The sequence below is a fragment of the Caballeronia sp. EK genome, assembly GCF_014384845.1.
Taxonomy (GTDB): domain Bacteria; phylum Pseudomonadota; class Gammaproteobacteria; order Burkholderiales; family Burkholderiaceae; genus Caballeronia; species Caballeronia jiangsuensis.
This window is the reverse complement of record NZ_JACSUE010000001.1, coordinates 99617-121197: the sequence shown is the minus strand read 5'-3', so window position 1 is coordinate 121197 and position 21581 is coordinate 99617. Positions and strand designations below refer to the sequence as shown.

The following is a 21581-nucleotide window of genomic DNA, read 5'->3' as shown; positions in this document are numbered from 1 at the left end:
GTTCAATATCGCCTATGGATGACAGAGCGGGTCATCGATTCTCGAAGAAGCGGTTGCCGGGCCTCGGCAGGCCGAGATGCTCCCGCAACGTCGTGCCCTCGTAAACCCGCCGAAAGATGCCGCGCCGTTGCAACTCGGGGACCACTTTCGCAACGAAGTCATCGAGGCCCGCGGGCAGATACGGAAACATCACGTTGAAACCGTCGCTGCCTTCTTCGAGGAGCCACTGCTCCATCTCGTCCGCGATATCCGTCGCGGTCCCGACCATCTGCAAGCCCGAATAGCCGCCGACACGCTGCGCCAGTTGACGCACGGTGAGCCCTTCGGCGCGCGCCATGTCGATCACGCGTTCGCGCGCGCTCTTGCTCGCGTTGGTCTCCGGAATCTCGGGCAGGAGGCCATCCGGATCGAACGATGAGACATCGTGACCGAGCGCGATCGAGAGCGACGCGAAGCCGCTGTCGTCATGCACGAAGGTATCGAGCAGCGCGCGCTTCTCCTGCGCTTCGTCGCGCGAGTCGCCCACCACGACGAACGCGCCCGGCAGGATCTTCAGATGCTCGCGCCCGGCCGACGCGTTCCATGCGGCCTTTGACATCGGCATAGAAACGCTTGCCCGCTGGGAGATTCGGTTGCGCGGTGAAGACCGCATCGGCGGTTTCGGCGGCGAGCTGCCTGCCCGCTTCCGACGATCCCGCCTGCACCACCACCGGCCAGCCCTGCACCGGCCGCGCGATGTTCAACGGGCCACGCACCGACAGATACGCGCCCTTGTGATCGAGTACATGCAGGCGGTCGGGGTCGAAGAACAGGCCGCTTTCGGTGTCGCGCACGAAGGCGTCGTCGGCCCAGCTATCCCAGAGGCCCGTGACGACATCGTAGAACTCGTGCGCACGGCGATAGCGCTCGTCGTGCTCCATGTGTTCGTCGCGGCCGAAGTTGCGCGCGGCGTCGGGATTCGATGTGGTGACGAGATTCCAGCCCGCGCGCCCATCGCTCAGATGATCCAGCGACGCGAAGCGCCGCGCGATGTGATACGGCTCGTCGAACGTGGTCGAAGCCGTCGCGATCAGCCCGATGCGTTCGGTCACGGAAGCGAGCGCGGAAAGCAGCGTGAACGGCTCGAACGATGTCGCGGTATGGCTGCGCTTCAACGCATCCACCGGCATGTTGAGCACGGCGAGATGATCGGCCATGAAGAACGCATCGAAGCAGGCGCTTTCGAGCGTCTGCACGAATCGCTTGATATGCCTGAAGTTGAAGTTGGCGTCGGGCCACGCGCCCGGAAATCGCCATGCGCCGGTATGCAGGCTGACCGGCCGCATGAACGCGCCGAGGTGGAGTTGTCGGGTATATGGCATCGCGTCGGTTGATGAACGAGTGGCGGATCGCGCCAAGTTACTGCAACTCGCCAAAACGCGCTGAGATGGAAATGACCGCTCGCCGTTCGACTGAACCGTATATGCGAAGCACGCGCCGTGTCATTTGCTACGCACAATTGATTCGTAGCGGCGGCATGCAAAGTGCCTATAGTCGGAGGCTTCTTCACATCACTCCGTCCGCGCCATGAAACATACGACCCTTCGCCGCACGCTGATCGCCGGCGCCGCTTCCTTCATGCTCGCAGCCGTCGCGCTCGCGCCCGTTCACGCCAGGGCCGAAACGCGCGAGGTCGTCATCGGCTATCAGGACATGGTGGTGCCGTGGCGCTATGCGCAGGCAAGCGGCGCCGTCGAGAAGGCCACGGGATACAAGGTCACCTATCGCAAGCTCGGCAGCGGCGCGGACGTCATCCGCGCGCTCGCATCGGGCTCCATACAGCTGGGCGAAGCGGGCTCCAGTCCGATCGCGGCGGGACTCTCGCAAGGCGTCGATCTCTCGCTCTTCTGGATTCTCGACAACATCAACGACGCCGAAGCGCTCGTCGCGCGCAACGGCTCCGGCGTGAGCAAGCTCGCCGATCTGAAGGGCAAGACGCTCGGCGTGCCGTATGTATCGACGTCGCACTTCCATACGCTCGTCGCCTTGCAGCAGGCGGGCGTCGATCCGTCGACGGTCAAGATCGTCAATCTGCGTCCGCCCGAAGTCGCGGCGGCGTGGGAGCGCGGCAATATCGACGCGACCTACATCTGGGACCCGGTGCTCGCCAAGGCCAAGCAGAGCGGCCGCGTGCTCATCACGTCGGGCGAAGTGGCGAAGGAATCGGGCAAGGCGACGTTCGACGGCTTCGTCGCGTCGCGCAAGTTCGCGCAGGACAATCCCGCGTTCCTGAATGGTCTCGTCAAGGTGCTCGCCGATACCGATGCGCAATATCGCAACCACAAGGCCGACTGGACCGCCGCATCGAAACAGGTGCAGGCCGTCGCGCAGGAATCCGGCGCGAACGCCGCCGACGTGCCCGCGAGTCTCGCGCTCTACGCCTTCCCGAGCGCGGGCGAACAGGCGTCGCCGACATGGCTCGGCGGCGGACAGCAGTCCGGCGCGGCGAAATCGCTTGCGGCCACCGCGCAGTTCCTCAGGCAGCAGGGCACGATCCAGAACGTGCTCGCGGATTACTCCACGGGCGTCGATCCGCGCTTCGTGCAGCAGGCCGCGAAGTGACGTCGCTTTTCATCCGCGGCTGAATTGCTTCCGAATACATCGAATACCCGTCATGTCCAAACGTAAATCCATCTTCGATCGTCGTGCTTTCCTGTCCCTGTCCGCGCGCGCCGCGGCGAGCGCCGCCGCGTTGGCCGCGATGCCCGCATCCTTCGCCCAGCAGAGCGCGCAAGGACAGCCGCGCGTGCTTCGCATCGGCAACCAGAAAGGCTATCTGAACCTGCTCAAGGGTCGCGCGACGCTCGAAAAGCGGCTCGCTCCGCTCAACGTATCCGTGAGCTGGACGGAGTTTTCCGCCGGGCCCGTGCAACTGGAAGCGCTCAATGTCGGCTCGATCGATTTCGGCGATGTCGGCGAAGCACCGCCGATCTTCGCGCAGGCTGCCGGTGCGCCGCTCGCCTATGTCGCCGCGACGCCGGCGCGCCCGCGATCCGAAGCCGTGATCGTCCCGGCGCAATCGCCGGTCAGAACGGTGGCGGATCTGAAGGGCAAGCGCGTGGCGCTGAACAAAGGCAGCAACGTCCATTACTTTCTCGTGAAGCTGCTGCGTCAGCACGGTCTTCAGTACGGCGACGTCGAACTGGCCTTCCTCGCTCCCGCCGATGCGCGCGCCGCGTTCGAGCGCGGCTCCATCGACGCGTGGGTCATCTGGGACCCGTTCTTCGCCGCGGCGCAGAAGACCCTGAATGCGCGCATCGTGGCGGACGCGAGCGGCGTCGTCGGCAACCGTGCGTACTACTTTTCGTCGCAGAGTTATGTCGCGAAGAATGCGGATGTGCTCCGTATCGTCGTCGAGGAAATCAGGGCGGTCGATCAATGGGGCAAGCAGCATCCCGATGAACTCGCGAGCGAGCTCGCGCGGCTATGGGGCTTGCCGAAAGCCGTCGTCGATCTTGCGGTGAGCCGGCAGGTGTTCGGCACCGAGGCGATTACGCGGAACATCATCGGCGAACAGCAGCAGATCGCCGATACCTTCGTCGAACTCGGCCTCATACCGAAGCACGTCGATGTGCTCAGGGCCGCGCCGCCCGATCTCGCCTGAGCGACGCGGACGCGTTCATGAAACGACTGCCGTGCGCCGGCGTTCGACGTGCCTCGGGCGACCGTGCGCTTCGAACGCGAAGATATGCCGCGTGATGGCGGCATTGACTTCGTCAGCGTGCGTGAGCGGTCCCATGTGGCCGGCACGCGGGACGATTGCAAGCCGCGCCGACGAGAGCAGGATCGGCAAGCGCTCGGCGAGCGCCCGCGTGGGCAGCGGTGCGTGTTCGCCGCGCATCACGAGTACGGGCATACGAAGGCTCGCGTATGCCGTGGCGGACGTGGGCTCATCGAGCAGCGCGCGGAAATCCAGCGGCGCTTTGGGCGCCCAGCGGGTGAGCGCGGCCTTGACCGAGGGACGAAGCGCTTCCCACGCGCCTTCGCCGCCCCAGTAATCGACAAACGATGCCGCCGCGCCTCGATAGTCGCCGCAACTCACGCTGTCGGCGGTGCGCTTCGATATCGCGTCGATTTCAGCCAGCGCGTGGGCGCCGTGCTTGCCCATCGTCCTCAGGAGATGGAACGCCGAAGGCTCGTAAAGCGACAGTGTCGCGATACGCTCCGGCCGTTCCATCGCCACCCGCAGCGCCACGCCGCCTCCATACGAGTGCCCGACGAGATGCACCTTCCCTCGCGCGGCATCGATGATATCGACGGTTCTTCCGGCCTCGTCGGCGAGCGTGAACGCGCGTTCGCCGCTCCACGGTCCTGTGCTGTCGCAACCGTAGTGTTCGGGCGCGACGAACGACACGCGTGAGCCGAGCGCCTCGCCCAGCTTGCGCCACTGCGACGCGCCCGAGCCGGAACAATGCAATGCGATCACCGTCGATGGAGCCGACACGGGCTCGATGGGGAGAGGGTTATTCATATCGTCGATCCGTTTCCATCGCACGCATGCGACGTTCGAGTTCTTCCATATCAACAGCCGATGAGAGATAAGCGTCGCGCCGGCTGTTTTCCGCGCGATCGAGCGCCTTTTCGAGGCACAAGAGAAGATAGACGAACATGTTCCCCTTCCTTCGAGCGGACATGCTGGCTCCTTCGCCTTGCAACTGCTCAAGGCGAAGGAGCGGCTAAGCCCGCCTCAAACCGGCACTCCGAGCCGCGACAGCGCGAATCGAAAAGCAAAGAAGCACACCGACGACAACAGCGGCAAAGTCATGACCACCGACCCGTACCGAAGCCCTGTAAAACACAGCAGCGATTGCAGGCGCGACCCGATCTCCAGGGCAGCGTCGACCATATGTTTGAATCGGATCATTTTCGTTCCACCACGACTTCGAGATACTCGCTGGGCAACACGAGCGTTTGATCGCCCGACCGATTGCGACTCTCGATGAGCGCCATCAGATCACCGTGAAACGCGGCTTGCCGATCGCCTTCGAGCGCCGCGAACGCCTTGTTCATCGGACCGTAGTACGCGCGAAATACTTCGACGAAATGCGCGGGCGAGCGGTATCGGAAGACGAAGTCGCGCTTCTTCGCTTCGATACGTTTGGCTCCGCTGCCGAGCAGTTCCGCGAGACGCGCCTCCGTGCCCCATAGCGCGGGCGACTTCACGCCAGCAGGCGGCGCGATGTATTTGCCGATCGTCTTGAAGACCTGTCCGATAAAACTCTCCGGCGTCCAGTTCGCGAGACCGATCATTCCGCCCGGCCTGCACACGCGCATGAGTTCGCTTGCCGCCAGTTCCTGATTCGGCGTGAACATCACGCCGAAGGTCGAGAGCACGGCGTCGAACGAAGCGTCCGCAAAAGGCAGCGCTTCGGCGTCTGCTTCCTGGAACTGCACGGCAAGTCCTTCGGCGCTGGCGCGTGCGCGGCCCGCGTCGAGGAGCGAAGAAACGTAATCGGTGGAGACGACATCGCAATAGCGGCGCGCGGCCGCGAGCGTCGCATTGCCATTGCCCGCCGCGACATCGAGAACACGGCTGCCGGAGCGCAGATCGAGCGCCTCGCAAAGATTTTCTCCGACGATCTGCAGCGTGGTGCCGACGACGGCATAGTTGCCCGTCGACCAGGCGGCTTGCTGACGGACCTTGACGGCGGCGAGATCGGCGGCGGGCGAGATGGCGGTATCGACTGCGGACATAACATGGCTCCTGATAAACGAGATGGCGGCGTTGCGAGACCGTTGGTTCGCACTGCCTGTTTCGATTGCGCCGCGAAAAGACCCACTTCGACACGCCGACGCGACGCACCGGCATGCCGATCACACGACTCGGACTATTCGGCGACGCTCACGCCCGAACCGCCCATTTCCTTCGGCAGATCCTTCATCTTGGGCAGACCGTCCCTCATCGGCAATTTCGACTCCGCGTAATGAACGTGCACGCACGGGTCGTACTGGAAGTCGGAAATGACGGCGGCGTAGACATCGGTTAGCCCGAGACCCGGATGCTCGGTGAAAAGATGGCCGCCACAGTCCCTGCACCATTTCCGATAGCTGTGCTCAGTATTGTTGTAAGTGCCGATATGATCGGTCCCGTGCGTGATGGTCACGGCATCGGGCTTCCAGAGCGTGAACGCATTGACCGGCCCCGCCGACCAGCGCCGGCACGATTCGCAATGGCAGTACCCCATGCCTTCGGGCTCGCCGGTCACCGTGAACTTCACTGCACCGCAAAAACATTGGCAATGGTAAGTATCTGCGTCATTCATTTACGCATCCCTCGTTAATGTGGGTTGGCGATTGGTCGAACTGCGCTTAACCTTGCGTCAGTGATGTTTCGCGTGATGCCAGTATCGGCGCGCGAATCGCTTCTTTGAATGACCGAGCGTCCAGATGTTTTGCGCGGGACGCCGAAACTTGGGGCCTGCGATGGATGCGCTTTCCGACGTTCTTCGTCTCCTGCGTCTTAGCGGCGCGGTGTATCTGAACGGCGATTTCACGGCGCCGTGGTGCGTGGTCGGTCAGGTTTCGCCCGCGATGTGCGCGACGTTTCTGCCGCGCGCCGAGCGCGTCGTGTCCTATCACCTGATTCTGGAAGGAAGCTGCTGGGCGGCGCTGACCGATGATCCGGCCTCGGCCATTCGCGTCGATGCGGGAGAGTTGCTCGTCGTGCCGCAAGGCGAGGCGCATCTGATGGGCAGCTCGCTCGAACTCACGCCGACACCATCGGACGAAATGGTGTCCAGATATCTGGCGACGTCTCCCGGCGACGTGATGCGCTTAAGCGTCGGAGCCGAAGGCGCGAGCCAGGAAGCGGGCCGCACGCGCATCGTCTGCGGCTTTCTCGCTTGCGACGACATGCTCGCGAATCCGGTGCTGTCGTCGCTGCCGCGCCTCTTCAAGGTCGACATGCGCGACGATCCGCAATCCGCGTGGCTCGAATCGTCGCTGAGGTTTGCGGTGACCGAGGCGGCCGAGTGGCGCCCCGGCAGCGCGACCGTGCTCGCACGACTCTCGGAATTGCTCTTTGTCGAGGCTGTGCGGCGGTGCATCGGCTCCATGCCCGAGGATCGCCGCGGCTGGCTCGCGGGCGTCGCCGACCGGTTCGTCGGCAAGGCGCTCGCATTGCTGCACGCGCAGCCCGCGCACGACTGGACCGTCGACGAACTCGCGCGCCGTGTCGGTCTCTCGCGTTCCGCGCTGGCTCAGCGCTTCACGCAGTTGCTCGGTCACGCGCCGATGCAATATCTCGCAAGCTGGCGATTGCAGGTTGCAGCGCAGGATCTGCTCTCCGGGCCGCGCTCGATCGCAGCGGTGGCCGAGCGTGTCGGCTATGAATCGGAGGCAGCGTTCAATCGGGCGTTCAAGCGCCAGTTCGGGATGCCGCCTGCGAGCTGGCGGCGCAGCCAGGGACGCGTCGCGAGCGACGAAGCATCGTCCGATGAGGTCTTCGCTGGAGCCGATGCGAACGAAGACGCTTGCGCGCCATTTTCCGCGGCGACGCCTTTGAATGCTCGTCCTGAACGCCGCCTCAACGACGCTGCGTGATGTCCACCCGCTATCTGATGCCGACGAGCCTGTAGCCCACGGCCGTCTCCGTAAGAATGTGCTCGGGCTGCGCCGGATCCTTCTCCAGCTTCTGGCGAAGATGTCCCATATAAACGCGCAGGTAGTGCGCATTGTCGACCTGCTCCGGTCCCCACACATCGCGCAGCAACTGCCGATGCGTGAGCACGCGCCCGGCATGCCGCATCAGAACCGTGAGTAAGCGATACTCCGTGGGCGTAAGGCGAACCGGCCGGCCTGCGCGCGTCACTTCCCGCTTCGCGAGGTCCACGGCAACCTCGCCGAACGATACCGCGGGCGCTTCCTCCAGCGCACGTATGCTGCGGCGCAAATGCGCGCGAACGCGTGCAAGCAGCTCGGACACGCCGAAAGGCTTCGTGAGATAGTCGTCCGCGCCGGCGTCGAGGGCTTCGACCTTCACGGCTTCGCTCGTGCGTGCCGAGAGCACGATCACCGGCACCTGCGTCCAGCCGCGCAACTCGCGGATCACGTCGATGCCGTCGGTATCGGGCAGGCCGAGATCGATCACGACGATATCGGGTTGCCTCGTGGCGACCTCGCGCAATCCCGCCTTGCCCGTCTCCGCCTCGACGACCGCCAGTTCATGCGACTCCAGCGTCGATCGCACGAAGCGTCTGATCTGCGGATCGTCTTCGATTATCAGCACCGTGTGCCCGGTTTCGCTCATGGTCTCGTCTCGCCGGTTCCGTGGTCAAGCGCGGGCTGCTCGTCCACCGGTACGTCTAGCGTCGGCGGCGTGCCGTCCGCGGGCAGCGTGAACCAGAATCGCGATCCCGCGACACGGCCATCCTCGATACGATTCTCGACGCCGATCTGCCCGCCATGCGCTTCGACGATCGCGCGGCAAATCGCGAGGCCCAGCCCCACGCCGGACTGCGCGGACTCCTTCTGTCCGCGCGTGAACTTTTCGAAAAGACGCGTCTCGATGCCGGGCGGAATGCCCGGCCCGCGATCGTCGATGCAAACGCGCACGCATCGCTGTCCCGATAGCTGTTCCTCGCGCGCGGATATCTCGATCTCGGTGCCTTTGGGCGTGTACTTCGCGACGTTCTCCAGAAGATTGGCGAAGAGCCGGTCCATCAGCACGGCGTCGAGTTGCAAGAGCGGCAAGTCGGGCGGAATGCGGGTCTGCACGCGGCGGCCCGCGAGCGTCCGCTTGAGTCCCGCGAGCGCGGCGCCTACGGTTTCCTCCAGCATCGACCATTGCCGGTTCAGCCGGATCGCGCCCGCTTGCAGCCGCGCCATATCGAGGAGATTGGTGACGAGACCGCTCATGCGCAGCGCTTCCTCGTGAATCGCATGGACGAGTTCCTGAGCGCGGCCGACGCCTGGCTCGGCGGCATCGACCTGTTCTTCGAGAATCGAAGCGAAGCCGACGATCGACGTGAGCGGCGTGCGCAGATCGTGTGAGATGGCGGACAGAAGCGCATTGCGCATGCGCTCCGATTCCATGTTGACGAGCGCGTCCTGCGCGATTTCGACATAGTGGACGCGCTCGATGGCGAGCGCGATCTGCGCCGCGAAGGTCTCGATCATCCGGTGCTGCTCGGGGATGGCGAGATCAGCGATGCGCTGCGGCGCGAAGGCCAGGACGCCGCGCGTGCGCATCGGCGCCTTGAGCGGCAGATACAGCGCCTGCGCGGCAGGCAAGGTGTCGGTGCTGAGTCCCGCGGGCTTCTGCTGGTCGTAGACCCACTGCGCGATATCGAGGTCCAGCGCCGATTTGTCGATCGTCGTCTCCGGGCTCGCCTCCGCCACCTTCTGCTGCACCTTCTCCGCGCTGTCGGGCAGAAGAATGGCCGCGCGCGCCTGGAATACTTCCGCGATGTGCCGCGTGCCGATCTCGATGATCTGCTCGGTCATCAGCGCGGCGGCGAGTTCCTTGGTCATCGCGTACATGGCGCCGGTGCGCCGCTCGCGTTGCGAGGCGATGCGCGCCTCGCGCCGCAGGCTCGACGTCAGATGGCTGATCGTGAGCGAAGTCAGCAGCATGACCGCGAACGTCAGAAGGTATTGCGTATCGCCGACCGAGAACGACATGACCGGCGCGACGAAAAAGAAATCGAACGCGGCGACCGACAGGAACGAGAGCATCACGCCCGGTCCGCGGCCGAGGCGCACGGCGGTGAAAATCACGCCGAGCAGATAGAGCATCACGAGATTGGTCACCGCGAACCGCTGCGCGGCGAGCGCACTCGCAACGAGCGTGATCCCTGCGCCGATCGCGAGTGCGAAGGCGTAGGCGCGCGGCGGGGAATGCGTGCCGTCCCGCAGCGCGCTGAACGTGAGCGGCGGGCGTTGCGGACCTTCGCGCGTGCCGGTGGACACGAGCGTCACGTCGATATCCGCGGCCTGCCGGATGATGCGCTCGCTCACCGGCCGCGCGAAGTAGCGCCGCCAGCCTTGCGTCATCGATGCGCTCGCCACCAGCTTCGACACATTGCGCATGCGCGCATAGTCGATGAGCGTCGCGGCTGCGTCGGCGCCGTCGAGCGTGACGGTTTCCGCGCCGAGCTCGGACGCGAGCTTGAGCGCATCGAGCGTGCGCCGCCGCTGTTCATCGGAGAGCCGCTGCAGCTTCGGCGTCTCCACATAGACGGCGAGCCAGTCGGCCTTGAGCGCCGCCGCGAGCCGCGCGGCCGCGCGCACGAGCGCCGCGCTTTCCGGACCGGGACCGACGCACGCGATCAGGCGCTCGCGCGCCCGCCAGATGCGCTCGATCGACTGATCGGCGCGGTACTCGCGCATCTGCGCATCGACGCGGTCGGCGGTGCGCCGCAGCGCGAGTTCGCGCAACGCGATCAGGTTGCCCTTGCGGAAGAAATTGCGCACCGCGTGCTCGGCTTGCGTCGGCAGATAGACCTTTCCGTCGCGCAGGCGGTCGAGCAGTTCCTCCGGCGGAAGATCGACGAGCGTGACTTCATCGGCGAGATCGAACACGCGATCCGGCACCGTCTCCCAGACGCGAATGCCGGTGATGCGCCCGACGATGTCGTTCAGGCTTTCGAGATGCTGGACGTTGACGGTCGTGTAGACGTCGATGCCCGCATCGAGCAGTTCCTGAACGTCCTGCCAGCGCTTCATGTGGCGCGAGCCCTGCACGTTCGAATGCGCGAGCTCGTCGACGAGAATCAGCTCCGGCTTGCGCGCGAGCGCGGCATCGAGATCGAACTCCGCGAGCAGGCGTCCGCGATATTCGATGCGCGCCACGGGCAGCGTGTCGAGCCCGTCGAGCAGCGCGAGCGTCTCCTTGCGGCCATGCGTTTCGACGACGCCGACGACCACATCCGCGCCTTCGTCGAGGCGACGGCGCGCGGCCTGCAGCATCGCGAAGGTCTTGCCGACGCCCGCGGAGGCGCCGAAGAACACCTTCAGCCGCCCGCGCTGGCGCTTCTCCTCTTCTCGCTGAAGCTTGTCGAGCAGTTCGTCGGGATCGGGCCGCGTCATCGTCATCGTCTCTTTTCAAGGGCGCACTGTATCAGCCGCGCGCCGCATCCAGCGCCAGATTGAGCTTCAGCACGTTCACGCGCGGCTCGCCGAGCACGCCGAACTGGCGCGCGCTCGTGGCCTCTCCGACGAGCGCCTCGACCTGCGCGGACGTCATCCCGCGCGCCTTCGCCACACGCGCGACCTGATAAGCCGCCGCCGCCGGACTGATCTCCGGATCGAGGCCGCTGCCGGAGGACGTCACGAGATCGACGGGCAACGGCGCCCGGTTGTCCGGATCGGCGGCGTGGAGCGCGTCGATGCGCCCCTTGATCTCATCGGCGAGCGCGGGGTTGGTCGGCCCGAGATTCGAGCCGCTCGAACTGCCCGCGTTGTACGGATTCGGCGTCGTCGCCGACAGACGTCCCCAGAAGTACTGCGGCGCATCGAACTGCTGTCCGATGATCTCCGAGCCGACCGTCTTGCCGTCGCGCTCGATCAGACTGCCGTTCGCCTGATGCGGGAACGCCGCCTGCCCGATCGCGGTGACGACAGCAGGATAAACCAGTCCCGTGAGCACCGTCAGCGCGACGAACAACACGATCGCCGGACGCAAAATTGTCTTCATCATGTTTAACTCCAGCCAAGTGCGGTAATGACCATGTCGATGAGCTTGATGAACGGGAACGGCAGGATGATGCCGCCGAGGCCGTAGATCAGCAGGTTGCGGCGCAGGAGCGAGGCGGCGCCCAGCGCGCGATACTTCACGCCCTTGAGCGCGAGCGGAATCAGGAACACGATGATCAGCGCGTTGAAAATCACCGCCGACAAGATAGCCGACGAAGGCGACGCCAGATGCATCACGTCCAGCACCCGAAGTTGCGGATAGGTCGTCGCGAACGCCGCCGGGATGATCGCGAAGTACTTGGCGACGTCGTTGGCAATCGAGAACGTCGTGAGCGAGCCGCGCGTCATCAGCATCTGCTTGCCGATCTCGACGATCTCGATCAGCTTGGTCGGGTTCGAGTCCAGATCGACCATGTTGCCCGCTTCCTTCGCGGCCTGCGTGCCGGTATTCATCGCCACCGCGACGTCGGCCTGCGCGAGCGCGGGGGCGTCGTTGGTGCCGTCGCCGGTCATCGCGACCAGACGTCCCTCGGCCTGATGCGCGCGGATCGTCGAGAGCTTCGCTTCGGGCGTCGCTTCGGCCAGGAAGTCGTCGACGCCCGCTTCCGCCGCGATCGCCGCGGCCGTGAGGCGGTTGTCGCCGGTGACCATCACCGTCTTGATGCCCATCTTGCGCAGTTCCGCGAAGCGCTCCTTGATGCCGCCCTTCACGATGTCCTTCAGCTCGATAACGCCGAGCGCGCGCGCCGTTTCGTTCACGCGCTCCGCCACGACGAGCGGCGTGCTGCCGCGCCGCGCGATGTCATCGACAGCGTTCTGCACTTCCTGCGGAAAGCGCCCGCCGCGCTCCTCGACGTACTTCCTCACCGCGTCGGCCGCGCCCTTGCGAATCTCGCGGCCGGGAAGATCGACGCCGCTCATGCGCGTCTGCGCCGTGAACGCGAGGAACGTCGCGTGCAGTGTCGCCATGTCGCGCTCGCGGATATTGAAGCGCTGCTTCGCCAGCACGACGATGCTGCGCCCTTCCGGCGTTTCATCGGCGAGCGATGCGAGTTGCGCGGCATCGGCGAGATCGCGTTCGGCGATGCCCGGCGCCGCGACGAACATCGACGCCTGACGATTGCCGAGCGTGATCGTGCCGGTCTTGTCGAGCAGCAGCACGTCGACGTCGCCCGCCGCTTCGACCGCGCGGCCCGACGTGGCGATCACGTTCGCCTGCATCATGCGGCTCATGCCCGCGACGCCGATGGCCGAAAGCAGGCCGCCGATGGTCGTCGGAATCAGGCACACGAGCAGCGCGACGAGCGCGGTGATCGTCACGACATGGCCCTGCTTCGCCGCTTCCACGGAGAACATCGAGAACGGCAGCAGCGTGGCCGTGGCGAAGAGCAGCACGAGCGTCAGCGCGACGAGCAGGATCGTCAGCGCGATTTCGTTCGGCGTCTTCTGGCGCTTGGCGCCCTCGACCATCGCGATCATGCGGTCGAGAAAGGCCTCGCCGGGATTCACGCCCACGCGCACGACGATCCAGTCCGACAGCACGCGCGTGCCGCCCGTCACCGATGAAAAGTCGCCGCCCGACTCGCGGATCACCGGCGCGGATTCGCCCGTGATCGCGGATTCGTCCACGGACGCGACGCCTTCGATCACGTCGCCGTCGGCGGGAATCACATCGCCCGCTTCGACGAGCACCACGTCGCCTTTGCGCAGATCGGTGGATGTCGTGATGCGGATCGGCGACTTCGGATGCGGCTCGTTGAGCTTCTTCGCCATCACGTTGTGCTTCGCCTGGCGCAGCGATGCGGCCTGCGCCTTCGAGCGCCCTTCCGCGAGCGCTTCCGCGAAGTTCGCGAAGAGCACCGTGAACCACAGCCACAGCGCGATCGCGAGGATAAAGCCCGCGGGCGCTTCGGCCTGGCCTGCAAGCGCGGCGAAGAAGAGCACCGTCGTCAGAATGCTGCCGACATAGACGCAGAACATCACCGGGTTGCGCAACTGCGTGCGCGGCGCGAGCTTTTTGAACGAATCGACGATCGCCGGCTTGACCAGCGCCGGGTCGAACATCGAACGTACGGCCGTGCGTGCCTGCCCCAGATTCTCGGGGCGGTGCATCGGCGGTTGATTCATTTGAGTCATGCTGTCCTCGACTTCAATGGCCTGCGATCATGGTGATGTGCTCGACGATGGGTCCGAGCGCGAGCGCGGGCACGTAGGTGAGCGCGCCGACGAGCAGCAGCGTGCCGAGCAGAAGGACCACGAAAAGCGGACCGTGCGTCGGCAAGGTGCCCGCCGTCACGGCAAGACGCTTCTTCGCGGCGAGCGAACCGGCGATCGCGAGAATCGGGATGAGCGAGCCGAAGCGGCCGAACCACATCGCGATGCCGAGCATCGAGTTATAGAAGGGCGTGTTCACCGAAAGACCTCCGAACGCGCTGCCGTTGTTGTTGGCGGCCGAGCTGAACGCATAGAGGATTTCGGAGAAGCCGTGCGCGCCCGGATTCGCGATGCCCGCCGTGCCCGCCGCGCTCAGAACGGCGACCGACGTGCCCACGAGCACCAGCAGCGGCGTCAGCAGAATGACGATGGACACCATCTTCATTTCGAACGATTCGATCTTCTTGCCGACGTACTCGGGCGTGCGGCCGATCATCAGCCCGGCGACGAACACCGCCAGCAACGCGAACGCGAGCATGCCGTACAGACCGGAACCGACGCCGCCGAAGATCACTTCGCCGAGCTGGATCAGGAGCATCGGCACGAGGCCGCCGAGCGGGGTGAGCGAATCGTGCGTGTTGCTGACCGCGCCGCAGGAAGCCGAGGTCGTCGCGACCGTGAAGATGCCCGACTGCGCGATGCCCAGACGCGTTTCCTTGCCTTCCATGTTGCCGCCCGCCTGCAACGCGGACGCCTGCGTATCGACGTGCAGCGACGCATAGACCGGATTGCCCGCCTGCTCCGCCGAGATCTCGAACAAGCATGCGGCGGCGAACGCAATGGTCATCGCCGCGAGCACGGCATAGCCCTGGCGCCTGTCGCCGACCGTGCGTCCGAACACCACGCACAGCGCCGCCGGAATGATCAGCATGGCGAGCATCTGCATGAAGTTCGAAAACGGCGTCGGGTTCTCGTACGGGTGCGCGGAGTTGGCGTTGAAGAAGCCCCCGCCGTTGGTGCCGAGCATCTTGATCGCTTCCTGCGAGGCGACCGGGCCCATCGGCAGAGTCTGCTTGTCGGCCTTGAGCGTTTGCGTGACGGACTTGCCCTGCGCGTCGGTCGATTGCGTCTGATAGCTCGTGACCTGCAGCGTCGATACGTCCTGATATGCCCTGAAGTTCTGGATCGCGCCCTGGCTCACGAAGACGAGCGCGAAGACGACGGCGAGCGGCGCGAGAATGTAGAGCGTCGTGCGCGTCAGATCGACCCAGAAATTGCCGATGGTCTGCGCGGAATGGCGCTTGAAGCCGCGGATCAGCGCGATGACCACCGCGATGCCGGTCGCCGCCGACAGGAAGTTCTGCACGGTGAGGCCGAGCATCTGCGCGAGATAGCCGAGCGTGCTCTCGCCGCCGTAATCCTGCCAGTTCGTGTTGGTCACGAAGCTGACGGCGGTGTTGAACGCGGCGTCCGGCGACATCGCGGCGAAGCCTTGAGGATTGGCCGGCAGCATGCCTTGCAAGCGCAGGATGGCATACAGCACGAGCGCGCCGAGCACGTTGAAGAGCATCACGGCGAGCGCGTAGTGCTTCCACGACATCTCGGCATCGGGATCGACGCCGGCGATGCGATACAGCACGTTCTCGACCGGACGCCCGATCCTGCGCACGACGACGGACGATCCATCGAGCACGTTCGAGATATAGCGGCCGAGCGGAATGGCGAGTGCGATCAGAACGACGATGAAAATCGCCGTCTGCATGAAAGTATTGGCGTTCATTCGAGATCCTCCGCACGCAAAAGCGCGTACACGAGGTACACGAAGAGCAGCAGCGTGGAAGCCGCCGCCAGCCACAACATCCAGGCGCTCATGGACGGCCTCCCGTCGCGCGGCGGCTCAGTCGCTCGCAGCCGCGTGTGAGCGCCACGCAAAGTCCCCAGAACAGGACGATGCCGGCGAGATAAATGAAGTCCATTTTGGTGTTCTCCCCTTATGCGGTTCAGGACAGGGTGGAGAATACGAAAACGGACGTAAACGACTTAACAAGAGGTCGGGAGAAGGTATAAAAATGGTGTAAAGATGTGGACTGCCATTCTCGCGAGGCGATTTTTATGACAGACGATCCCGATCCCGAGCAGCTGAAAGGCCCAGGTGGAATGACATTGCGGGAGATTCACGAACAGGTGCGGAAATCGGTCGAGCGCGACCGCGAAGCGCAGGCCGCGCATAAATCAGTTGCGCCGAAATCCCGATGGCAAAGATGGGTGCGCTACGTGTGGGGACGCAGCGGGCGCCGCTGATCGCGGTTTGCGGGTCAGCGGTTCGAACTGATCTTCAGGCGGTGGCTTTTGCCTCCAGCTCCGCGATGCGCTTGCGTAACGCGCGATCTTCCTGAAAGCGCGCCGTCTCATCGCGAATGATCGCGACGATGCCGGTCACTTCGCCTTGCGATTGCAACAGCGCGACCGTGAACGCAATCGACATCGTGCGTCCGGCCTTATCGACGGCGGGCACCTTGAGCAGATCGTGTCCGTAGCGCGTCTCGCCGGTCGCCATCGTCTTGTGATAGCCGTCCCAGTGACGGCCGCGCAGGCGTTCCGGAATGATCAGGTCCAGCGACTGTCCCAATGCTTCGCTCTGGGTGAAGCCGAACATGCGTTCGGCCGCCGGATTCCATAACGTGATCGCGCCGCTCGCATCCGAAATGATCACGGCGTCGCCGATCGCATTGACGAGCTGTTCGTAGTCGATGGTGGGGGTCATGGTGTCGTCCGGATCGATATAGTATTTTTGAAGGGCGCTGCCATTCTGCCGCAAAAAAGCCGGACAGCAGAAGGCAGCGATTACCCTTCACCTGCCAATATAACCGCGTCAGACGGCCCGGATCTCCTGCATGCGTGCAACCTGCTCAGGGCTATAGCCAAGCTCGAGCAACACTTCCTCGGTGTGCTCGCCCAACAGCGGCGAGCCCGTGATTTCCGGCTTCAGATCCGAGAACTTGATCGGGCTGCCGACCGTGAGGTACTTGCCGCGCACCTTGTGATCCACTTCGACGATCGAGCCGCTCGCGCGCAACGATTCATCGTTCGCGAGTTCCTTCATCGTCAGCACCGGCGCGCACGGGATATCGAACTTGCGCAGGATATCGACGGCTTCGAACTTGGTCTTGTCGGCGAGCCATGCTTCGATCGTATTGAAGATATCGAAGATATGCGGCTGGCGCGCTTCGGCCGTCATGTAGTTCGGGTCCTGAATCCATTCCGGCTTGCCGATTGCGCGGCAGATCGGCGCCCACGCGTGACCCTGAATCGTGAAGTAGATATACGCGTTCGGATCGGTTTCCCAGCCCTTGCACTTGAGCACCCAGCCCGGCTGTCCGCCGCCGCCTGCATTGCCGCCGCGCGGCACCACGTCGCTGAACGTGCCGTGCGGATATTGCGGATACTCCTCCAGGTAGCCGATGCGGTCCAGACGCTGCTGATCGCGCAGCTTCACGCGGCACAGGTTGAGCACGCTGTCCTGCATCGACACGGCGACTTTCTGCCCCTTGCCCGTTTGCTGGCGGCCGATGATCGCCGTGAGAATGCCGATCGCCAGATGCATGCCGGTGTTGCTGTCGCCGAGCGCGGCCGCGCTGATGGTCGGCGGACCGTCCCAGAAGCCCGTCGTCGATGCCGCGCCACCCGCGCATTGCGCGACGTTTTCATAAACCTTCAGATCGTCGTAATGGTGGCCGTCGCTGAAGCCCTTGACGGATGCCACGATCAACTTCTTGTTCAGTTCGTGGATGTTTTCCCACGAGAAGCCCATGCGGTCCAGCGCGCCCGGACCGAAGTTCTCGACCAGCACGTCCGATTCGCGGATCAGCTTGGTCAGCACTTCCTTGCCTTCGTCCGTTTTCGTATCGAGCGTCAACGAGCGCTTGTTGCTGTTGAGCATCGTGAAATACAGCGCGTCGGCGTCCGGAATGTCGCGCAACTGGTTGCGCGTGACGTCGCCCGACCCGGGACGTTCGACCTTGATCACATCCGCACCGAACCAGGCCAGCATCTGAGTGCATGCGGGACCGGCTTGCACGTGCGTGAAGTCGATGATCTTGATGCCTTTGAGTGGTTTGTCGCTCAATTGAGTTCTCCTGGGTGGCTTTGTCGTCGTTACTTTTTCATCGCCGCGCTTTGCGGATTCAGATTCGTCAGGCGTCCGCTCTCCGTGCCGGCCGCTTCATCGATCACTGCGTTGATCAGCGTCGGCTTGCCCGATCTGATCGCCTCTTCCAGTGCGTGCGTCAACTCTTCCGGCGTCGTCGCGTTGAAGCCGATCCCGCCGAATGCCTCGATCATCTTGTCGTAGCGCGCGTTCTTCACGAACACGGTCGGCGCGACGTCCTTGCCACCCGTAGGATTCACATCGGTGCCGCGATACACGCCGTTGTTGTTGAAGACGATGGTGCAGACCGGCAAGTCGTATCGGCAGATGGTTTCGAGTTCCATGCCGCTGAAGCCGAACGCGCTGTCGCCTTCGATCGCCACGACCTGCTTGCCGCTCGTCACCGCCGCGCCGATCGAGAAGCCCATGCCGATGCCCATGATTCCCCACGTGCCCGAATCGAAACGCTTGCGCGGCTCGTACATGTCGATGATGCTGCGCGCATAGTCGAGCGTGTTCGCACCTTCGTTCACGACGTTGATGTCGGGGCGCGTCTTGAGTACGTCGCGGATCGCGCGCAGCGCGCTGTGGAAGTTCATCGGCGACGGATTCTTCGCGAGCGTCGCCGCCATCTTTTCGAGGTTCTTGTTCTTGCGCTCGTTGATTGCGCCCGTCCATTCGCTCGACGGCTTCGGGAAGCCCGCGCCGATGCCCGCGACGAGCGCCGACACGCACGAGCCGATGTCGCCGATCACCGGCGCGGCGATCGCGACGTTGCTGTCGATTTCGGTCGGCGAGATGTCGATCTGCACGAACTGCTTGGGCGCCGCGCCCCAGGTCTTGCCCTTGCCGTGCGCAAGCAGCCAGTTCAAGCGCGCGCCGATCAGCACGACGCAATCCGCTTCCTGCAGCACGAACGAACGCGCCGCCGACGCCGACTGCTCATGCGTGTCGGGCAACAGGCCCTTCGCCATCGACATCGGCAGATACGGAATGCCGCTCTTCTCGACCAGCTCGCGAATCTGCGCGTCGGCCTGCGCGTAGGCAGCGCCCTTGCCGAGCAGAATCAGCGGACGCTTCGCGCCCTTGATGACGTCGAGCGCGCGCTTCACCGAATCCGGCGACGGCAACTGACGCGGTGCAGCGTCCACGACCTTGATGAGCGATTGCTGGCCCTTGAGCGCGTCCATCGTCTGCGAGAGCAGCTTGGCGGGCAGATCGAGATACACGCCGCCCGGACGCCCCGACACGGCTGCGCGGATCGCACGCGCGATGCCGACGCCGATGTCCTCCGCATGCAGCACGCGATACGCAGCCTTCGCATAGGGCTTCGCCGCGTTCAACTGATCCATCTCTTCGTAGTCGCCCTGCTGCAGATCGACGATCTCGCGCTCGCTGGAGCCGCTGATCAGGATCATCGGGAAGCAATTGGTGGTCGCGTTGGCGAGCGCGGTCAGTCCGTTCAGGAAGCCGGGCGCCGACACAGTCAGGCAGATACCCGGCTTCTGCGTCATGTAGCCCGCGATCGCGGCCGCATTGCCCGCGTGCTGCTCATGACGAAAGCCGATGAAGCGCATGCCTTCCGCCTGCGCGAGGCGCGCCAGGTCGGTGATTGGAATGCCGACGAGACCGAAGATCGTGTCGATGTCGTTCAGCTTCAGCGCATCGATGACGAGGTGAAAGCCATCGGTCACTTGCGGCGCCTTCGTTTCAACGGGCGCCTGCGTTGTTGCCTCGAGTACGTCTGCCATTTGTCTCCTCCTGAGGGCCGGTTATGTGCTGATATACTAGATATCAGATACTGCATTTGTCAAAGCTTTATTTTGAGTTTTGTGCGAAAAACTGAGGGAGAGATACGGCGCACGCTCTGGTGCATTGCGGCATGGCTCAAGGGCCGCGGACATTGCTGTCGCGCGGCCCCTCGCCGGCCCTATGAAGCACGCATGCCGGACGTTGTCATCGGGTTGAAGACTTGCTCGGCGCTTCCGTCCAGTCAGGCTGAAAAGCCATGCCGATGACCGGCTGCGGCGAAGCCTCCGCGAGCGTGTTCTCTATCCAGCGCCGGCGCATCGGCGCGAGGACGAACTTGGCGCAGATGCCCGCCGCGATCGATGTGATCGCCGTAGCGATGAACACGGTGTTCCACGAGCCGAGCGAAGCCAGCACCGATGCAAGCGGCACCATCATCGAGGCCGTGCCCTTCGCGGTGTAGAGCGTCCCCGCGTTGGCGGCGGCGTACTTGCTGCCGAACGTATCGGCGCAGGTCGCGGGGAAGATCGAGAAGATTTCGCCCCAGCACAGGAACGTCAACGCCGCGAACAGCATGAACATGTAGGGACTCTGCCCGAACTGCATCAACCCGAGCAGCGCGACGCCTTCGCCCAGAAAGATGATGAACATGGTGTTTTCGCGGCCGATCTTGTCCGAGATGAAGCCGCATAGCGGGCGCGTGAAGCCGTTGCAGAGGTTATCGATGGACAGCGTCATCGCGAGCAGCGGCAACGTCGCGCCGAGGATTGTCACCGGCATATTGGCGAAGCCGTATTCCTTGGCGATCGGCCCGAACTGCGCGGTGGCGATCACGCCGCCCGCAGCCACCGCGACGAACATCGCATACAGCACCCAGAAGATGGGCGCTCGCACCATCTGCCCGGTCGTATAGTCGATCTTGGTAGCGACGACACGTTTGGCCGGCACGATGTTCGCGGGCGGTTTCGGCCGCACGAGCAACAGCGCGAGCACGAAAATGACCGCGCCTTGCAGGCTGCCGAAGAACATGAAGGCGCTTTCGTAGCCGGAGTGCTGGATCATGTTCGAGATCGGGATCACGGTGACGGCCGCGCCCGCTCCGAAGCCCGCCGCCGTCAGACCGGCCGCGAGACCGCGCTTGTCCGGGAACCACTTGAGCGCCGTGCCGACGCACGTGCCATACACGCAGCCCGCGCCGATACCCGCGACCACGGCGGCGATGTACAGATGCATGAGCGTGGTGGCATGGGCATCGATGATCCAGCCGATCGCCGCGCAGATCGCGCCGCCCATCACCACGGGCCTTGGTCCGAACTTGTCGACGAGCCAGCCTTCGACGGGCACGAGCCACGTCTCAGTGACAATGAAGATCGTGAACGCGGTCTGAATCGCCGCCTGCCCCCAGTGATGCTTCGCGTCCATCGGAATCACGAACAACGTCCACGCGTACTGGAAATTGGCCACGAGCCCCATGCAGACGATGCCGATCACCAACTGCACCCACCTGTTATGACGACGTCCGTGCCACTGCCCGGCGACCGCCGTATCTGCGCTTGCCATGTCTGTCTCCGTTATGTGTCATTGCGCTCGTTCGGCGCCTGAGGTACTGCGAAAACCGACGCGATGCATCGGTGGCGAGACACGCGGCCCCGATGCAAAGGGGATCGGGGAAATACACGAGGCCATCGTGCGGCAGAAAAACGATAGGGGAAAGTTATAAAAAATTTCGATATGGATTCACGATCGTGAATGGATGACGACGCACGACGGCATCGGCAGCAATCGCGAACTTGTTACACCTCTTACCGACGGGGGCGGATCGCGTTACTAAAGCCTTTCAGCGCTGCGGTTATACTCG

The 21581-nt window shown here is 64.1% G+C and carries 20 protein-coding genes and 1 pseudogene; 4 read left to right on the top strand and 17 right to left on the bottom strand.

The features are described 5' to 3' along the window. Positions 1–31 precede the first annotated feature (31 nt). A pseudogene (locus IAG25_RS00570) lies at positions 32–1361 on the bottom strand (LLM class flavin-dependent oxidoreductase). A gap of 205 nt (positions 1362–1566) precedes the next feature. On the opposite strand from IAG25_RS00570, the gene tauA reads away from it, so the two are divergent. Both tauA and IAG25_RS00560 read left to right on the top strand, forming a co-directional pair. Further along, positions 1567–2601: a taurine ABC transporter substrate-binding protein gene (gene tauA, locus IAG25_RS00565; RefSeq protein ID WP_187603032.1), complete on the top strand. Its 1035-nt coding sequence runs from the start codon at positions 1567–1569 to the stop codon at positions 2599–2601. Positions 2602–2653: 52 nt separating this feature from the next. Continuing rightward, entirely contained in the window at positions 2654–3643 is a 990-nt protein-coding gene (locus tag IAG25_RS00560) for a sulfonate ABC transporter substrate-binding protein (protein ID WP_187603031.1), read from the top strand. 15 nt (positions 3644–3658) lie between these two features. Here the strand turns inward: IAG25_RS00560 and IAG25_RS00555 are convergent, their stop codons facing one another. From IAG25_RS00555 to IAG25_RS00535, 5 genes are all read right to left on the bottom strand, one after another. Next, positions 3659–4510 carry an alpha/beta fold hydrolase gene (locus IAG25_RS00555; protein WP_187603030.1) on the bottom strand — a complete coding sequence of 284 codons (852 nt, stop codon included), beginning with the start codon at positions 4508–4510 and terminating at the stop codon, positions 3659–3661. Next, complete coding sequence (locus IAG25_RS00550) at positions 4503–4673, bottom strand: DUF3563 family protein (RefSeq protein WP_255503453.1); 171 nt, start codon at positions 4671–4673, stop codon at positions 4503–4505. Before IAG25_RS00550 ends, IAG25_RS00555 begins: the two co-directional genes overlap by 8 nt. A gap of 53 nt (positions 4674–4726) precedes the next feature. Further along, complete coding sequence (locus IAG25_RS00545) at positions 4727–4903, bottom strand: hypothetical protein (RefSeq protein WP_187603029.1); 177 nt, start codon at positions 4901–4903, stop codon at positions 4727–4729. Next, positions 4900–5733, bottom strand: a complete 834-nt coding sequence (locus IAG25_RS00540; RefSeq protein WP_187603028.1) for a class I SAM-dependent methyltransferase — start codon at positions 5731–5733, stop codon at positions 4900–4902. The genes IAG25_RS00545 and IAG25_RS00540 overlap by 4 nt, the downstream gene beginning before the upstream one ends. A 134-nt stretch (positions 5734–5867) precedes the next feature. Further along, the gene (locus IAG25_RS00535; protein ID WP_187603027.1) at positions 5868–6302 is read right to left on the bottom strand and encodes a GFA family protein; all 435 of its coding nucleotides are present in this window, start codon (positions 6300–6302) and stop codon (positions 5868–5870) included. Between the two features lie 160 nt (positions 6303–6462). On the opposite strand from IAG25_RS00535, the gene IAG25_RS00530 reads away from it, so the two are divergent. After that, complete coding sequence (locus IAG25_RS00530) at positions 6463–7581, top strand: AraC family transcriptional regulator (RefSeq protein WP_187603026.1); 1119 nt, start codon at positions 6463–6465, stop codon at positions 7579–7581. 10 nt (positions 7582–7591) lie between these two features. Here IAG25_RS00530 and kdpE read toward each other — a convergent pair whose 3' ends face one another. The 7 genes from kdpE to IAG25_RS41165 all read right to left on the bottom strand — a co-directional run bounded on the left by kdpE (position 7592) and on the right by IAG25_RS41165 (position 15803). Then, the gene (gene kdpE / locus IAG25_RS00525; RefSeq protein WP_187603025.1) at positions 7592–8287 is read right to left on the bottom strand and encodes a two-component system response regulator KdpE; all 696 of its coding nucleotides are present in this window, start codon (positions 8285–8287) and stop codon (positions 7592–7594) included. After that, positions 8284–11067 carry a sensor histidine kinase gene (locus IAG25_RS00520; RefSeq protein WP_187603024.1) on the bottom strand — a complete coding sequence of 928 codons (2784 nt, stop codon included), beginning with the start codon at positions 11065–11067 and terminating at the stop codon, positions 8284–8286. Before IAG25_RS00520 ends, kdpE begins: the two co-directional genes overlap by 4 nt. Before the next feature lie 31 nt (positions 11068–11098). Next, positions 11099–11674, bottom strand: coding sequence for a potassium-transporting ATPase subunit KdpC (gene kdpC, locus IAG25_RS00515; protein ID WP_187603689.1), 576 nt, complete (start codon positions 11672–11674; stop codon positions 11099–11101). A 5-nt stretch (positions 11675–11679) separates the two neighbouring features. Next, positions 11680–13737, bottom strand: coding sequence for a potassium-transporting ATPase subunit KdpB (gene kdpB, locus IAG25_RS00510; RefSeq protein ID WP_187603688.1), 2058 nt, complete (start codon positions 13735–13737; stop codon positions 11680–11682). 85 nt (positions 13738–13822) lie between these two features. Continuing rightward, entirely contained in the window at positions 13823–15607 is a 1785-nt protein-coding gene (gene kdpA / locus IAG25_RS00505) for a potassium-transporting ATPase subunit KdpA (protein WP_187603023.1), read from the bottom strand. Next, positions 15604–15699: a K(+)-transporting ATPase subunit F gene (gene kdpF / locus IAG25_RS00500; protein WP_008350504.1), complete on the bottom strand. Its 96-nt coding sequence runs from the start codon at positions 15697–15699 to the stop codon at positions 15604–15606. Before kdpF ends, kdpA begins: the two co-directional genes overlap by 4 nt. Next, positions 15696–15803, bottom strand: a complete 108-nt coding sequence (locus IAG25_RS41165; protein ID WP_222946335.1) for a potassium ABC transporter ATPase — start codon at positions 15801–15803, stop codon at positions 15696–15698. The genes kdpF and IAG25_RS41165 overlap by 4 nt, the downstream gene beginning before the upstream one ends. Positions 15804–15939: 136 nt before the next feature. On the opposite strand from IAG25_RS41165, the gene IAG25_RS00495 reads away from it, so the two are divergent. Next, the gene (locus IAG25_RS00495) at positions 15940–16128 is read left to right on the top strand and encodes a hypothetical protein (protein ID WP_075583909.1); all 189 of its coding nucleotides are present in this window, start codon (positions 15940–15942) and stop codon (positions 16126–16128) included. A 34-nt stretch (positions 16129–16162) separates the two neighbouring features. On the opposite strand, the gene IAG25_RS00490 is transcribed toward IAG25_RS00495, so the two are convergent. The 4 genes from IAG25_RS00490 to oxlT all read right to left on the bottom strand — a co-directional run bounded on the left by IAG25_RS00490 (position 16163) and on the right by oxlT (position 21283). Further along, entirely contained in the window at positions 16163–16591 is a 429-nt protein-coding gene (locus IAG25_RS00490; protein WP_187603022.1) for a PAS domain S-box protein, read from the bottom strand. 108 nt (positions 16592–16699) lie between these two features. Continuing rightward, the gene (gene frc / locus IAG25_RS00485) at positions 16700–17953 is read right to left on the bottom strand and encodes a formyl-CoA transferase (protein ID WP_035504801.1); all 1254 of its coding nucleotides are present in this window, start codon (positions 17951–17953) and stop codon (positions 16700–16702) included. A 29-nt stretch (positions 17954–17982) separates the two neighbouring features. Beyond that, positions 17983–19725: an oxalyl-CoA decarboxylase gene (gene oxc, locus IAG25_RS00480; protein ID WP_035504803.1), complete on the bottom strand. Its 1743-nt coding sequence runs from the start codon at positions 19723–19725 to the stop codon at positions 17983–17985. A 205-nt stretch (positions 19726–19930) separates the two neighbouring features. Beyond that, entirely contained in the window at positions 19931–21283 is a 1353-nt protein-coding gene (gene oxlT / locus IAG25_RS00475; RefSeq protein WP_187603021.1) for an oxalate/formate MFS antiporter, read from the bottom strand. Positions 21284–21581 lie beyond the last annotated feature (298 nt).